The following is a 15,274-nucleotide window of genomic DNA, read 5'->3' on the forward strand; positions in this document are numbered from 1 at the left end:
TTGTAAAACATAAAATATTTACATTTTAAATAACTGTTTATAGCTTTCTCTGTTGTAGTATGCTACAAATGAGATCGCTAACACTAAAAATATCGCAATTGGTAAACCTTCAGGCGCAACAAAAACGTGAACAAAAAAGATATTAATAATTATTGGTGTAATTAAAACAGCGGCAAATACAACGAATCTGCCTGAAACAAACGCAATACCACAAAGCAGTTCAATTAATTTTACTGTCGGCATAAGGTAAATAGATGCTGCAAGCCCCTCGCCAAATATTTTCATGGCGCCTGTAGGTTCCGGCGGAGTAATTAAGTTAAATAAAAAAGTAATCGAGGCAAATAGAAACAAAAGCCCCATTAAACTGCGTACAATAATATAAGTAATTTTCAATATTTATCTCCTTAATAATATTTCAATGCATAATTAATACTTGCATTATAATGGAATTGGAAATTTATATCAAATTAAAGAAGTAGTTGATTTATTTTATCAAATATTAAAATAGAAGATCCCGAAATAAATTCGGGATTACAGAAGTATTAAATTCTGTGTGATAAATAATCAAACAAAAGACGCACACCAAAACCCGTCATATATTTTTTAGTATAACTTCTTGATGAATTATTCATTGCCGGACCTGCAATATCTAAATGCGTCCAAGGAATATTTTTGTCTACAAAATGTTCTAAGAATTTAGCCGCGGTAATTGCTCCAGCCCAGCGTGTACTGCCAAGATTTGCAACGTCTGCAACATCACTGTTAATTAACTCATTGAAATCATCCCACATTGGTAAACGCCACACGCGATCATAAGTTGTAATTCCGCTTTTATAAAGATTACCTGCCATAGCATCATTCTTAGTAAACATACCGGCAACAAATTCACCAAGTGCAATTACACATGCGCCTGTAAGTGTTGCAAGATCAATAATTTGATCCGGTTTTAATTCAGAAGCATAATGCAAAGCATCGGCTAAAACAACTCTTCCTTCAGCATCAGTGTCTTCAATCTCAACAGTTTTACCGTTTGATATTTTAATTACATCACCTGGCCTGACTGATTCTCCGGAAACCATATTTTCAGCGGAAGGAATTATTCCGTACAAATGAATGGGTAATTTATTTTTTGCAGCAGCAATCAAAGTTCCAACAACAACAGCGGCACCGGACATGTCAGCTTTCATTTCGCCCATTCCTTTTGAGGGTTTTATTGATATACCTCCTGTATCAAAAGTAATTCCCTTACCAACTAATGCAATTGTTTTGGTTTTATTTTTTTTATTCTTTTTAGATTTGATAGTCGGTTTGTATTCTAGAACTATAAATCTTGGTTTGTTACTGCTCCCCTGCCCGATTGCAATTAAGCCGCCCATTTTTCTTTTTTTAATTTCAGCATCACCAAAAACTTTTGCTTTTATACCAGTCTGTGTTACTTCATTAACAATCCGTTTGGCAAAAATATCGGGAGTTAAATTATTGGCAGGTTCGCTTTGTAAATCTCTTGTTAGATAAACTGATGTAATTAATTTTTCAGCAACGGAAATTGAAGTTTTTATTTTTTTTTCGTTATCAGCATAAAAATAAACGTCAAGAACTTTGTTTTTATTTTTTTTTGATTTGTATTTATCAAATGAATAATTACCGAGTAAAACGCCTTCTGCAAATGTCTGATAATAATAGTCCTCAGAATCAAAATACTTTTTAATAGATGAAAATGAAGGAATAATAATGTGCAGATTTTCTGTCATCTCATTTTTTAGATTAGCAATAAATTCCGCTAAATGATTTCTGAAATAATCAGCATTAAATTTATCATCTAATTTTACTTTTGATAAAATCAGAGCATCAGGTTTACCCGATGGTTTAGTTACACGAATTTTACCGCCATCGTTTGATAAGAAATTTTTTCTCTGTAGTTCTGAAAATTTTATGTTAAATATTTTTTCCAAGTTTGGTAAGCTTTTGGCTAACTTATTATCATCAATTAAGTATTTAAGACTTATTGATAGTGGATTGTAAATAATTTTAGATCCACCAGTTTTAAGATTTATTTTGTACATAAAATTTACTTTCTGTTATTAAGATAAAGTTCTGCTTTAGAAAGGATTACAGGGATCATTTCCAACATATTATTTGTAAAGAATCGAGCACCTGCAGCATTTGTATGTCCTCCGCCTCCAAATTCATTTGCAAGTTTATTCACGGGAATATCCCCTTTAGATCGAAAACTAACTTTAAATCCATTTTTAAGTTCTATGAATAAAATTCCAACAATAACATTTTCTATAGACAAAGTATAATTAACAAAATTTTCTGTATCACTCTCTATCGCGCCAAGTTCTTTAAAATCTTTTTGGGTTATAACCATGTAACCTAATTGTGCATTATACTTAAGATTGATTGAATTTAAAGCTCTACCCAGCAATTTAACTTTACTAAATTTGCTCTGATCATATAGTTTATCATATACTTGTTCAGGATTTACGCCAAGCTTTAACAACTCAGCGATAATTATGTGAACCTCAGAAGTAGTTCTATCAAACCTGAAAGAACCTGTATCCGTCATAATAGCAGCATAAAGAGGTTCTGCAATATTAAAATCTAATTCCACAATTTTAGTTTGCTTAATAAAATCATAAATGATTTGACCTGTTGCACAACTTTCAGTATCAATAAAGAGATAATCAACAAACTCTTCAGGATCCTGATGATGATCAAGACAAATTTTTAACTTACTGGATTTTCTAAAATGGTCTTCCATTCTAACTGTTCTATCAGCACGGTTAAAGTCCAAGGCAACTAATACATCAACTTCATTCAAAATACTTTTATGTTCTAATTCATCAAATCTCTGAATTATTTTTTCAGTATTTAAGAATTCCAGATTGTATGGAGTATAACTGTGATTTATTATATAAATCTTTTTACCTAGTTTTTTTAATAAATGATAAAATGCAACTTCGGAACCAATTGCATCAGCATCTGGATTAACGTGTGTAGTTAATAGAAACGATGAATTGTCCTGTATGATATGTTTTAGTTTTTCAAAATCAATCATAAGTTTTCTAAAAAATAAAAATGGGCTTGAAGCTGTTTCAAGCCCATAAAAACGAAATAAAAAAGTTTTAGTTTAATCTACTTTTTATCAATTAACTTCCCAAGTATTACCGCCAAAAAGGACTTTGGCTAACTCACCCTGACCTTTTTTCTTTTTTACATCTTCTATCTGGTCAACCATACCTTGATCGTAAGTTGGTTTTGATACCTGTCTAAAAACACCAATTGGAGTTGGGAAACCCGGAGTTTCTGTAAATGATGAAAGAATTGCCGCACGGACATAACTTTCTTCAAATTCATCGTGTATCCACAAATCATTTACAGAATATTGCCCGCTAGTTAAATCAACAATCTTTGGTGTAAATCCATCCAGTTTAATTCCCTTATTTCCATCTTTACCAAACACCATAGGTTTACCTTGTTCAAGAATTAAAATATTATCTTCTTTTGTGTCTTTTTCGGTAAGAATCGAAAACGCACCATCATTAAAAATATTACAGTTCTGATATATTTCTAAAAATGCTGTTCCTTTATGCTTTCCAACTCTCTTAATCATTTCCTGCAAATGCTTTGTATTTCTATCAATTGATCTTGCAACAAATGTTGCTTCAGCACCGGTTGCAAGCATGGTTGGATTAAAGGGATAATCAACACTACCAAAAGGTGTTGTCTTTGTAACTTTCCCTCTCTCAGATGTTGGTGAGTACTGACCTTTTGTTAATCCGTAAATACGATTATTAAAAAGTAAAATTTTAATATCAATATTTTTTCTGCAAGCATGGATAAAATGATTTCCACCGATACTTAATAAATCCCCATCACCGGTTGCAACCCAAACAGAAAGTTTGGGATTTGCTAATTTAACTCCAGTAGCTAAAATTGGTGCTCTCCCATGTATTCCGTGAAAACCGTAGGTATCCATATAATAAGGAAAACGGCTTGAACATCCGATACCGGAAATCCAGACAACATCTTCCTTTGGCACATCAATAATTTCAGGAAACGTTCTTTGAACCTGTGCGAGGATTGAATAATCACCACAGCCCGGGCACCATCTAACATCCTGATCAGTAGTAAAATCTTTAGCAGTTAATTTTACTGTTTGTATTTCATCTTTATTTTCCATTTTTTCCTCCGAGTGTTTCCTTAATCTTTTCTAAAATATCTGATACTCTGAATGGTAATCCACGAACTACATTAAACTGAATAACATCAATCAGATACTCGCTTCTTATTAATTTAGCTAATTGTCCAAGATTGATCTCCGGTATAAGCACTTTTTCAAATCTTTTAAGAACATCTCCCGTATTTTTAGGAAATGGATTTAAGTATTGAAAGTGAGCTTGAGATATTTTCATTCCCATCGCTCTTGATTTTAGAACAGCTTCTTTTATTGCGCCGTAAGTTCCACCCCAGCCTAAAATAAGAAGTTCACCTTGTTGATCCCCATCAACTTCTAAATCAGGGATATCATTTTCAATGTTTTTAATTTTTTCAGCCCGAAGATTTATCATCTTATGATGATTATCCGGATCATAATTTACACTTCCATAAATGTGTGCTTTTTCAAGTCCACCGATTCGATGCTCTAATTCAGGCGTTCCGGGAACAGCCCATGGTCTTGCAAGAAATTCATCTCTCAAGTAAGGATAAAATCCTTCTTTTTCAGTTCTGAATATAACATCAATTTTAGGTAGTGAATCAACACTTGGAATTCTCCAAGGTTCACTTCCATTCGCAATATAACCATCTGTCAATAAAATTACAGGTGTCATATATTTTACCGCAATCCTGGAAGCTTCAATAGCCATATAAAAACAATCGCGTGGTGTTTTTGCAGCAAGTACAGCAACAGGTGCTTCACCATTTCTTCCAACCACAGCTTGCAACAAATCAGCTTGTTCTGTTTTTGTTGGTAAACCAGTACTTGGTCCGCCACGCTGAACATTGATGATTACAAGTGGCAGTTCGGTCATTACAGCAAGTCCGATTGCTTCAGTTTTTAAGGCTAACCCTGGCCCACTTGTAGTTGTTATAGCAAGATTGCCTGCAAAAGCAGCACCAATCGCAGATGTTACACCTGCAATTTCATCCTCAGCTTGAAATGTTTTAACACCAAAATTCTTAAAATTACTAATGTATTGAAGAATTTCAGTTGCTGGTGTAATAGGATATGACCCTAAAAATAATGGCAATCCACTTTGAACTGAGGCAGCAAGGAATCCAAATGCAGTAGCTTCGTTACCAGAAATATTCCTGTAGGTACCTTTTGGTAATTTTGCAGATTCAACATCATATCTTGTTGTAAATGCTTCGGTCATTTCACCAAAATTATATCCTGCATTTAAAGCTTTAGTATTTGCATCTACAAACTGAGGACTCTTTTAAATTTATCCTGAATCCAATCCACAGTATTCTGAATTGGTCTGTTATATAACCAGTACATTAAACCGAGAGCAAAAAAGTTTTTACATCTTGCTACTTCTTTAGGTGAAAGTGAAGTACCTTCTAAAGCATTTTCTGTTAGATGACTAATTCGGACTTGAAAAACAGTGTAACCTTCAAGAGCTCCATCTTCTAATGGATTTGTTTCGTAGTGAGCTAACTTTAAATTCTTTAAATCAAAGGCATCGGAGTTAACTATAATAATACCATTCTTTTTTATTTCAGCCAGATTTTTCTTTAAAGCTGCAGGATTCATTGCAACTAAGACATCAGGTTGATCTCCTGGAGTGTGGATATCTTCACTACTAAAATGTAATTGAAATCCGCTAACTCCATAAATTGTTCCGGCAGGGGCTCTTATTTCTGCAGGGTAATCAGGAAGAGTATTTAAATCATTACCGACAAAAGCGGTAGTATCACTGAACTGAGAACCAGTAAGCTGCATTCCATCACCCGAATCGCCTGCAAAGCGAACAGTAACTTCACTTAGCTGCTGCATTTCTTTTTCTTTAGCCATGTTTCTCTCTTTAAAATTAAAATATTTGCTATTTCAAAACTAATAAGACTGTTATGAATTTACAATTGATTTTCACATCACTTTCATAAAAGAATCAGGAAAAATTCAATCAGATTATTTTCTCCATCCTTGGACAATTGGATATCTTCTTCCATAACCAAATGCTTTGGATGAAACGCGCAGTGCTGGAGCGGCCTGATTTCTTTTGAACTCGTTAATATCAACCATTTTAAGGATTTTCTTCACCAATATTTCATCGCCAATAATCTCTTTTATCTCATTATACTCTTTGTTTTCTTCAAGATACATTCTTAATATTTTATCTAAGGTTTCATATGGTGGTAAGGTATCCTGATCAGTTTGATTTGGTTTTAACTCTGCAGATGGAGCTTTATCAATAATTGTTTGAGGAATAATTTCTTTTTTTGTGTTAATGTAATTAGCAATTTTATAAATATCAGTTTTATAAACATCTGCGATTACAGCAAGTCCACCGCACATATCGCCATATAAAGTACAATAACCAACTGCCATTTCAGATTTGTTACCGGTTGTTAATAAAAGATGGCCGTAGTTATTTGAGTATGTCATCAAGTATAATCCACGCACTCTTGCTTGCAAGTTTTCTTCTGTTAAAGATTTTATATCATCTTTTACAATCGATTTTATTTGCTTCAGTGTTTCATCAACAACAGGCTGAATGCTAACATTATTTGATTGAATTCCCAGATTGCGAATTAGCTCTTCCGAATCGCTCACACTTCCTTCACTTGAATATTTTGAAGGTAACAAAATTACGTGAACATTTTCTGCTCCAAGTGCATCGACAGCAATGCATGTTACAAGCGTGGAATCCATTCCACCGCTTAATCCTACTAAAACTTTTTTAAATCCTAATTTGCTGCAATATTCCTTTAACCCGAAAACTAGTGAGTTGTAAACTTCTTCTTCAAAAGTTCCTTCGCAATTTACTATTGGTTGATAGTCTACTTTTGTATCAAACATAATAAAATCTTCTTCAAACGCATTGCCGAGTTTTACAAGATTTCCTTTTCCATCTAAACACATACTTGCACCATCAAAAATCAAATCTGTTTGTGCACCAACACAGCAAACATATGCCAGCGGAATTTTATCTTCCTTTGTAAGTACGGACAACATTTTTTTCTATCAGCACGTTTGCCATAAGAATATGGACTAGCTGAGATGTTTATAAGAATTGATGATCCCTGATTAATCAAATCTTTTACTGGATCTTTATGATATCTTCTTCTGTACCAATAATCGGAGTCATTCCAGATATCCTCACAAATAGAAATTCCAAGTTTCTCACCTTTAAATTCAAAAACGGAAACACTTTCAGCTGAATCAAAATACCGCATCTCATCAAAAACATCGTAATTAGGAATTAATGTTTTATGCTGCACAAATTGAATCTTTCCATCAAAACATAAAATTGCGGAGTTGTGAATATCTGTTCCTATCTTATCATTGTCTTCAGTGATTGCCCCGAATATTAATCCAACTTTTCCCGTTTGGGATGCAATTTCTTTTGTAAATAAATTAACGGTTTTTCTAAATTCCTTTTTTTCAACCAGATCTAAAGGCGGATATCCAACAAGTGATAGTTCGGGAAATATTGCAATATCAGCATTTGCTTTTATTGCGTTTTTATATCCATCTAAAATATTTTGTTTATTATATTCAATATTTCCGATTATGGGATCTATTTGGCAGAGGGCAATTTTCATTTAATGATTTATCTAAATAATTATTAAAGTTTTGCAACTAAAATAAACTAAGTTTTAATTATTACAACAAAAAATTAAATTTTCCTGCTATTCACCGATTCCACTGGCCCGACAATAAACTGATTTTCCCCTATTTAACATTCATCTGCCGTTGATACCATAAAAAAAGCCTTCTATGTATTTCTTAACTATAATTGCAGCAGAAATTACAGACAGAAAGGAGTTCTGAAATGTACAAGAAACTATATCGTTCGGTAACAGACAAAATGTTAGGTGGGGTTTGCGGAGGATTAGCAGAATATTTTTCAATCGACCCGGTTATTGTTAGATTGATTTTTGTTCTAGCAGTTATCTTTGGTGGCAGTGGAATTATAGCATATATTATTTTGTGGATTATTATTCCCCAAAAGCCATATATAATAACCCCATTTAACAATGAATATGCAAAACAGGATTCAAACCCTGGTTCAGAAGAAAAAAAAAGTGAAAACACAGAATTCAATATGAATATAATGAATGAAAAACCACAAAATAATAGAAGTATTTACGCAGGTGCATTCTTAATATTTTTGGGCGGTATCTTTCTTTTAGATAATTTTGTTCCACATTTTCACTTTGGTGATTTTTGGCCATTAGTTCTTATTGGATTAGGCATAGCAATTATTTTGAATTCTAGAAATAAAAATGTTAGCGAGGTATCACAATGAAAACTTCAAATATTTTCTGGGGAGTATTTTTTATTTCGATTGGTGGATTAGTTCTCCTAGGCAACTTAACACCTTTAAGTTTTACTTGGCATTCTGCATGGAAGTTCTGGCCAATGGTTTTAGTCTTAATTGGTGTTTCAATTTTGGTAAAAAATCAGGTTGGAAAAGGTATTGTTGCGGGATTAGCTGCATTGGTACTAGCGCTGACTCTTTATGCTTCAGTAAGCGCTACAACTAATCTTATAGATGATGATTTTGAAATTCACTTTGGAGATGAAGTTGCTGTTTTTGATACAACTTACTTTTCACAAGAGTATTCTGATTCAATAAAAACTTCGAAATTACAATTCAGTGGTGGAGCAGGCGGATTTAAAATGCTAACTCCAACTGATAAATTAATTGATTTTAAAACTGAAGGCTTAAAAGAAAATTACAAGTTGATCAGAAATGATTTTGGTTCACATTCGGATCTTGAATTTAAGATGAAGAGTAACCATGTAAAATTTGGAAAAAACAATTATAAAAATTCAGTTGAAATGTCGCTTAATGCAAATCCTGAGTGGGAACTTTTCTTTGATGTTGGAGCAGCGTCGCTTGATTTGGATTTGACACCCTATAAAATTAGTAAATTAGATATCGATATGGGAGCTGCAGCATTAAATGTAAAGTTTGGTGATCAATCAGATATTACAAGATTAAAAATAGATGCTGGAGCTTCGGATATGGATATACTAGTTCCAGAATCTGTTGGATGTGAAATAAATTCTGATGATGCCCTATCAAGTAAGAATTATAAAGGATTCAATAAAATAAGTCACAATATATATCGCACAGATAATTTTGATACAGCAACAAAGAAAATATTTATAGAAATAGATTGTGGTGTTTCATCCATAGATGTTAAAAGATATTAAAAGCGATTTAATGTTATCTCAAAAAAGCGATTTGAAAGAATCGCTTTTTTTATTTTCTTTTTGGTATCCACAAATGTTTTGCCAGATTAACACATCCTTTTTCATCAAACTCAATTCCCTCGCTTCGTAAAAGTTCTTCCATCAAATTCGGGTCGCCGAAATGTATTTTACCGGTTAACGCTCCAAAACGGTTAACGACTCTGTGTGCCGGAATATCGGGTCCGCATCCATTTAGAGCCCATCCAACTGTTCTAGCAGAGGAACGAATTCCGCAGGCTTCTGCAATATCACCGTACGTAGAAACTTTTCCGTATGGGATTTTTTTTGTAACAGAATAAACTTTCTTAAAAAAATCTTGTTTCTTTTTTTCAGAATGATTTTTTTTTTCTTTTTGGAAGTTGTTTTTTTAAATGACTTCATTTGTGTTTGGATAATTATTAAAATAATTTCAAAAGTAAAATCAGGATAAACTTTTATTATGGCAAGTTTTAATAGAAAATTAGTCTTACTTGGAGTTTGGTTCAGAGAGCTTTTTAGGTTTTGTCCGATAAGCAAATTAAAAGTAGATAAAGAAAATTTATTTCTAGTATGTGGTCATCGCGGTTCACCTGTTAACGAACCCGAAAATACTATTCCATCTTTTGAAAGAGCTTTGCGCGAAGGTGTTAATTCTTTAGAAACTGATTTGTGTGTTACAAAAGATAAAGAAGTAATTCTCTGGCACGATTGGAATCCTGATGAATTAGTTGCATTAATTCGTGAAAGTGGCATTGAACCTGAGGTCGCTTACAAGCCTGATTTTCCTGCTCCATTTAGTGGTTTTAGAAATAAAATTAGTGAACTTACTTTAGCGGAATTTAGAAAACATTTTAATTTTATTAAGAAAGGTGAATCAGAACCGATAAATGCACACATACCAACATTTAGAGAATTTTTAGATTGGATAAAAGATAAACCTCAAATCAAATATGTTTTTTTAGACATAAAAGTTCCCAAGGATGAGAAAGAGTTAATTATTGTAATTCTCGATAAGTTAGATACATTAATTAAAGAATTTAATCTATCAACAAAGTTTATTATCGAAACCTTCTATCCGGAAGTGCTTGAGGTTGCAAAAAATAAATATCCAGATCTTATATACAGTTTAGATGTTGAAATTCCCCCGGGTTTTGTTTTTCTACCAAGGATTCATAGTACCGTTAAAGTAGCGGCGAAAAATAAAAATAATGTTGCAATAATTATGCGCCCAAGACAAATTACAATTGCAAATTGGATAACATTCAGAAGAGTTATCTGGTATGATGTGCGAAGAAGGTTGCACCTTAATAAAAAACAGGATAAAGCTAATATAGATTTTCTAATTGGATGCACAATTAATGATAAACGTGAAATGGAATGCTTAATTAAAAGCGGCATCAACGGTATGCAAACAGATTACCCACGAAGGTTAACAAACCTTACGAATCAATATAACTTAAATAGAAATTGAAATATTAATTCTGACTAAACTTTAATAAAAATGCTTTTATAAATCTATTTATATCGCCATCCATCACACCTTGTGTATCAGAGGTTTCTTCATCGGTGCGATGATCTTTTACCATATTATAGGGATGAAAAACGTAACTACGAATCTGACTTCCCCACTCTATCTTCATCTTACTTTTTTCAACTTCATCTAATGCGGCGTTTTGTTTTTCTAATTCAAGTTGATAAAGTTTTGATTTTAATAACTTCATTGCGTTTACACGGTTTTGAGCTTGCGATCTTTCACTTTGGCAAGCTGCAACAATACCAGTTGGAATGTGAGTAAATCTAACAGCGGTTTCAACTTTGTTAACATTTTGTCCACCTTTTCCACCCGACCTATAGGTATCCACTCTAAGATCTGCTGGATTTACTTCGATTTCAATTGTATCATCAACTTCAGGAATAACGAATACGGATGCAAAAGAGGTATGTCTTCTTTTATTGGAATCGAATGGAGAAATTCTAACTAAACGATGAACGCCATTTTCTGCTTTCATATAACCATAAGCAAATTCACCCACAACTTCTACGGTAGCAGATTTAATTCCCGCACCATCGCCATCTAAAATATCTACTATTGTCATTTTGAAATCGTTTTGTTCGCCGTACCGTAAATACATTCTAAGCAGCATATCCGCCCAATCTTGCGATTCTGTTCCGCCGGCACCAGAATGTATTGTTAAAATGCTGTTCTTATTATCATCTTTACCGCTCAGCATGTTTTTAAATTCTGCTTTGTCAATTGCAGTATCAAGTGCATCAAGTTCTTTGGCTATGTCTGCAGAAAGGGATTCATCATTCTCCATCTGTGCGATTTGAATAAACTCATCCACGCTTTCGGATTTTTTATTAACATCTTTCCAAAGTTCCACCCAAGTTTGTAGAGTTTTTATTTCTTGTAAGATTTTCTGAGCACCCATTTGATCATTCCAAAAATCAGGGGCCTCCGTTTTCTTATGTAATTCTTCTATTTTAAATTCTTTACGATCGACGTCAAAGATAACTCCGTAAATTATTGACTCGGATCTTGTGTTTATTAAGAGACTTTATTTCTTCTTCAAACATGCTTACTCCCTAATTTTATTCTATTTCAATTTCCATTCTTAAAAGTGCTGCAGCAAGAGTTTTACCTTGTGCATCGTGTTTTAGTGAAACAGTACCTCCACCACCTAATGTATTGTGCAATAAAAAGTTTAATGCACGAAGATTTGGAAGTTCAAATCGCTCTACCTTCCCTAAACAAATTCCCTCAAAGTGTTTTTTAACATTATCAACTGTAAGATGCTTTTTTATAAACTGATACCCCTTATCATCGTAAGCAATAATTCCTACATTCGCGGCATCTCCTTTATCCCCGCTCCTGCCATGCGCGATATCCATAAGTTTAATTTTCATTTTTTAACTCCATAATTTCAACAATAGGCTTTACTAATTTTTTTGAAATTAAAGCTGGCCAATAAGCAACAACTTCACTGGGTTTTGGTCTGCCACCAGCAAATCCTGTAACGGCTGGAGGACCGGTTAATATTAGCGGAGCAATCTCTTTTCCAAATCTTTCAACAGATTTATAATCGTGAGAACGGACGGCTATTCTTAGCATAATTTCATTTATTTCATCTTCATTTAATTCTTTTGCCAATGGACCGTGAGTTGAATTATATCCAACAAATTCTGTTCTAATTTCATCAAACTGTAGAAAAAGATTAGCCAATCTTTTTCTTAAAATCTCATCTGCAACTTTTGCTTTTGTAAGGGCTTGCGGCCATGAATATGTTAATGATGATACAGCACTAAAGCCATCAGAGTATGAGCAGGAAACTTTATAGAATTCTGTTTCTGGAAATCCTTTTACATCGTACATTTTTACTCTATCATTTCCTAAATCTTCAAGTTTTATTGAAGTAAAATCAGCGACACAATCAGGTGTTATATAAGATTTAGGATCACCAATCTCATAAAGTAGTTGCTCCGCAACAGTTTCAAAAGATACTTTACCACCAGTTTTTTGATGTTTAGTAATAATAACTTCACCATTGGGAAAAGCTTCAGCAATTGGAAAACCGATTTCTGCCATGTTTGGTATTGATTGCCAATCACCCAAAAAATTCCCTCCACTTGATTGAGCACCACACTCTAAAATATGTCCGGCAATGGTTCCAGCAGAAAGCAAATCGTAGTCATTAACTCTCCATCCAAATTCATAAATCATGGGGGCAAGAGTTAAGCCGGTGTCAGTTGTTCTTCCAGTGATAATAATATCAGCTCCTTTTTCCAATGCCTCAACAATCGGAAATGCTCCAAAATAAACATTCGCGCTAAGAATTTTATCTTGAACAGTACTTATTGGTTCGTCTGTTTCCATATTTTTTAATGTTGCCCCATTTTTCATCAGCTCATCAATTTGATCTTTTATATCATCTCCAAGGACAACACCAATTTTCAAATCTGTTATAGATAGTTCTTTGGCAACTTTCATTACAGCTTTTGCGCACGCAATGGGATTAACTCCCCCTCCATTTGTGATCACTTTAATATTCTTAGAAGTTATGATCGGAAGAATTCTTCTCATTAAATCAGGAATGTCTTTTGCATAACCAAGATCTGGATTTTTATTCCTCTGTTTTTGTAGAATAGACATTGTAACTTCTGCAAGATAATCCATTACAAGGTAGTCAATATCTCCTTTACTTACTTGATGATACGGTGCATCAATTAAATCCCCCCAAAACCCTTGTCCGGAAGCAATTCTAATTTTTTCTTTCATTTATTTCCTTTGCAATGTTTTTTGCAAGTAGTTGCAAATCCTTAATTGAATTAATCTTTGTCCACTTAATTCTTTTATCTGCGTTAAACCAAGTCATCTGTCTTTTGGCGAATCTTCTTGTATTTCTCTTAATTAACTCAACTGCACGGTCTAAAGAAATTTCATTCTCTAAATATTGAATAATTTCTTTATATCCAACCGTATTTAAAGAATTAAGATGTTTATTATAACCCGATTTTAGAATCAATGATACCTCATCTACCAGACCTAACCTGATCATTTCATCAACTCGTAACTCAATATTTTTATAAAGTAAATTCCGATCCCACAATAAACCTATCTGTTCGTATTCAATATATAATGGCCGTTTCTGGACCTGATAGTGCTGCCAAATTGGTTTACCCGTTAATCTAAAAACTTCTATTGCTCTAATAACTCTTTTCCAATTTTGTGGAAGCATTTTAGCCGCACTGATTTCATCTATCTTTTTTAATTCTTCATAAAGATAATCATTACCATAATTTTCACGCAAACTTAAAAGTTCTTCTCTCAATTCACCATCAGAATCAGCAGATTCACTTATTCCATCTGTCAAAGCTTTTATATAAAGACCAGAGCCGCCAACTATAATTGGAGACATATTTTGCTGCTGTAACTGTTTTACGATGAGCTCTGCTTTTTCAGCAAATATGCTTGCATTAAAATCTTCATCCGGATTTATCGCATCAATAAAATGATGCTTTATTTTATTTAATTGATCCGTTGTAGGTTTTGCTGTCCCAATATCTAGCAATTTATACACCTGCCTGCTATCGGCAGAAATAATTTCAGTATCTAATATCGAAGCCAAATGCAAGCTTAGATATGTTTTGCCCGAGCAAGTAGGACCAACAATTACTATTACTTTTTCCAACCTTCTCTTCCAATTAAAGGCACAAAAGCAAACTCAGGAATTACTTCTGATTCAAATTCATCCTCAGAATTTTTTTTTAAAAGATATAGTTTTTGCGAACTTCTATCTCCTACTGGAACTATCATTTTTCCACCAATAACCAATTGCTCTCTTAATTTATTTGGTATGGATGGTGAACCAGCTGTTACAATTATTCTATCAAAAGGTGCAAATTCTGTCCAACCGATAGTACCGTCACCATATTTTGCGTGCACCCTTATAGATAGCTTGTCAAACAACTTTGTTGCACGATGATGAAGGTCGATATTTCTTTCTATGCTGTAGACATCGCATCCCATTTCAAATAATATTGCTGCTTGATACCCGGAACCAGTTCCTATTTCTAGAACCTTTATTCCTTTTTTTTTGATCCCTAGCATTTGTGTCATATAAGCAACTGTATAAGGCTGAGATATAGTTTGCTCATATCCAATTGGCAATGCAACATCTTTATAAGCATGCTGATGCATCGTAGTTGGAATAAATTTCTCTCTTGGGACATTGCCTATAGCATTAATAACTGCAAGATCACTAATACCCTTTTGAGTTAATTGATCAACTAATTCTTCTCTTTGAACTTTAAACATTTGGTAAAATATTTTATAATTTGGTAATCAAAGATAAAATAATTTGA

The 15,274-nt window shown here is 33.4% G+C and carries 13 protein-coding genes and 2 pseudogenes; 3 read left to right on the forward strand and 12 right to left on the reverse strand.

From position 1 onward, the window contains the following. Window positions 1–18: 18 nt before the first annotated feature. The 6 genes and pseudogenes from IPJ23_05100 to IPJ23_05125 form a co-directional block, all read right to left on the reverse strand. A complete protein-coding gene (locus IPJ23_05100) occupies window positions 19–393 on the reverse strand; it encodes a DoxX family protein (protein ID MBK7630069.1) in 375 nt (124 codons plus the stop codon). 149 nt (window positions 394–542) lie between these two features. Then, window positions 543–2,063: a leucyl aminopeptidase gene (locus tag IPJ23_05105; protein MBK7630070.1), complete on the reverse strand. Its 1,521-nt coding sequence runs from the start codon at window positions 2,061–2,063 to the stop codon at window positions 543–545. A gap of 5 nt (window positions 2,064–2,068) precedes the next feature. Beyond that, window positions 2,069–3,061 carry a bifunctional oligoribonuclease/PAP phosphatase NrnA gene (locus IPJ23_05110; protein MBK7630071.1) on the reverse strand — a complete coding sequence of 331 codons (993 nt, stop codon included), beginning with the start codon at window positions 3,059–3,061 and terminating at the stop codon, window positions 2,069–2,071. An 87-nt stretch (window positions 3,062–3,148) separates the two neighbouring features. Next, complete coding sequence (locus tag IPJ23_05115) at window positions 3,149–4,186, reverse strand: 2-oxoacid:ferredoxin oxidoreductase subunit beta (protein ID MBK7630072.1); 1,038 nt, start codon at window positions 4,184–4,186, stop codon at window positions 3,149–3,151. Beyond that, window positions 4,176–6,022 (reverse strand): annotated as a pseudogene (locus IPJ23_05120) (2-oxoacid:acceptor oxidoreductase subunit alpha). The gene IPJ23_05115 and the pseudogene IPJ23_05120 overlap by 11 nt, the downstream one beginning before the upstream one ends. Before the next feature lie 114 nt (window positions 6,023–6,136). After that, a pseudogene (locus tag IPJ23_05125) lies at window positions 6,137–7,773 on the reverse strand (NAD+ synthase). Between the two features lie 230 nt (window positions 7,774–8,003). Between IPJ23_05125 and IPJ23_05130 the strand changes: the two are divergent. Both IPJ23_05130 and IPJ23_05135 read left to right on the forward strand, forming a co-directional pair. Continuing rightward, window positions 8,004–8,480 (forward strand): PspC domain-containing protein, encoded by a 477-nt coding sequence (locus tag IPJ23_05130; GenBank protein ID MBK7630073.1) that lies wholly within the window; start codon window positions 8,004–8,006, stop codon window positions 8,478–8,480. Continuing rightward, window positions 8,477–9,394: a hypothetical protein gene (locus IPJ23_05135; GenBank protein MBK7630074.1), complete on the forward strand. Its 918-nt coding sequence runs from the start codon at window positions 8,477–8,479 to the stop codon at window positions 9,392–9,394. Before IPJ23_05130 ends, IPJ23_05135 begins: the two co-directional genes overlap by 4 nt. Before the next feature lie 49 nt (window positions 9,395–9,443). Here the strand turns inward: IPJ23_05135 and IPJ23_05140 are convergent, their stop codons facing one another. Next, window positions 9,444–9,713, reverse strand: coding sequence for an MGMT family protein (locus IPJ23_05140; GenBank protein ID MBK7630075.1), 270 nt, complete (start codon window positions 9,711–9,713; stop codon window positions 9,444–9,446). Between the two features lie 159 nt (window positions 9,714–9,872). Here IPJ23_05140 and IPJ23_05145 point away from each other — a divergent pair, with 159 nt between their 5' ends. Further along, window positions 9,873–10,883: a hypothetical protein gene (locus IPJ23_05145; GenBank protein MBK7630076.1), complete on the forward strand. Its 1,011-nt coding sequence runs from the start codon at window positions 9,873–9,875 to the stop codon at window positions 10,881–10,883. A 4-nt stretch (window positions 10,884–10,887) separates the two neighbouring features. Here the strand turns inward: IPJ23_05145 and prfB are convergent. The 5 genes from prfB to IPJ23_05170 form a co-directional block, all read right to left on the reverse strand. Continuing rightward, a protein-coding gene (gene prfB, locus IPJ23_05150; protein MBK7630077.1) for a peptide chain release factor 2 occupies window positions 10,888–11,989 on the reverse strand; the annotation gives its coding sequence in 2 pieces (ribosomal slippage) (window positions 10,888–11,919 and window positions 11,921–11,989; 1,101 coding nt in all). A 15-nt stretch (window positions 11,990–12,004) separates the two neighbouring features. Next, a complete protein-coding gene (locus IPJ23_05155) occupies window positions 12,005–12,319 on the reverse strand; it encodes a hypothetical protein (GenBank protein MBK7630078.1) in 315 nt (104 codons plus the stop codon). Next, window positions 12,309–13,688: a DUF1446 domain-containing protein gene (locus IPJ23_05160; GenBank protein MBK7630079.1), complete on the reverse strand. Its 1,380-nt coding sequence runs from the start codon at window positions 13,686–13,688 to the stop codon at window positions 12,309–12,311. The genes IPJ23_05155 and IPJ23_05160 overlap by 11 nt, the downstream gene beginning before the upstream one ends. Further along, window positions 13,672–14,601, reverse strand: a complete 930-nt coding sequence (miaA, locus tag IPJ23_05165; protein ID MBK7630080.1) for a tRNA (adenosine(37)-N6)-dimethylallyltransferase MiaA — start codon at window positions 14,599–14,601, stop codon at window positions 13,672–13,674. The genes IPJ23_05160 and miaA overlap by 17 nt, the downstream gene beginning before the upstream one ends. After that, on the reverse strand, window positions 14,589–15,227 hold the full coding sequence (locus IPJ23_05170) for a protein-L-isoaspartate(D-aspartate) O-methyltransferase (GenBank protein MBK7630081.1): 639 nt from the start codon (window positions 15,225–15,227) through the stop codon (window positions 14,589–14,591). Before IPJ23_05170 ends, miaA begins: the two co-directional genes overlap by 13 nt. Window positions 15,228–15,274: the final 47 nt, after the last annotated feature.

The organism is Ignavibacteriales bacterium (assembly GCA_016709765.1).
In the GTDB taxonomy this organism is placed as follows: domain Bacteria; phylum Bacteroidota; class Ignavibacteria; order Ignavibacteriales; family Ignavibacteriaceae; genus IGN3.

What these genes read in the sequence shown, in the direction of transcription:
- IPJ23_05130 (MBK7630073.1), top strand. Translation starts at nt 8,004, where the DNA reads ATGTACAAGAAACTATATCGTTCGGTAACAGACAAAATGTTAGGTGGG.
- IPJ23_05170 (MBK7630081.1), bottom strand. Translation starts at nt 15,227, where the DNA reads ATGTTTAAAGTTCAAAGAGAAGAATTAGTTGATCAATTAACTCAAAAG.
- IPJ23_05155 (MBK7630078.1), bottom strand. Translation starts at nt 12,319, where the DNA reads ATGAAAATTAAACTTATGGATATCGCGCATGGCAGGAGCGGGGATAAA.
- IPJ23_05160 (MBK7630079.1), bottom strand. Translation starts at nt 13,688, where the DNA reads ATGAAAGAAAAAATTAGAATTGCTTCCGGACAAGGGTTTTGGGGGGAT.
- IPJ23_05110 (MBK7630071.1), bottom strand. Translation starts at nt 3,061, where the DNA reads ATGATTGATTTTGAAAAACTAAAACATATCATACAGGACAATTCATCG.
- IPJ23_05145 (MBK7630076.1), top strand. Translation starts at nt 9,873, where the DNA reads ATGGCAAGTTTTAATAGAAAATTAGTCTTACTTGGAGTTTGGTTCAGA.
- IPJ23_05135 (MBK7630074.1), top strand. Translation starts at nt 8,477, where the DNA reads ATGAAAACTTCAAATATTTTCTGGGGAGTATTTTTTATTTCGATTGGT.
- IPJ23_05115 (MBK7630072.1), bottom strand. Translation starts at nt 4,186, where the DNA reads ATGGAAAATAAAGATGAAATACAAACAGTAAAATTAACTGCTAAAGAT.
- IPJ23_05105 (MBK7630070.1), bottom strand. Translation starts at nt 2,063, where the DNA reads ATGTACAAAATAAATCTTAAAACTGGTGGATCTAAAATTATTTACAAT.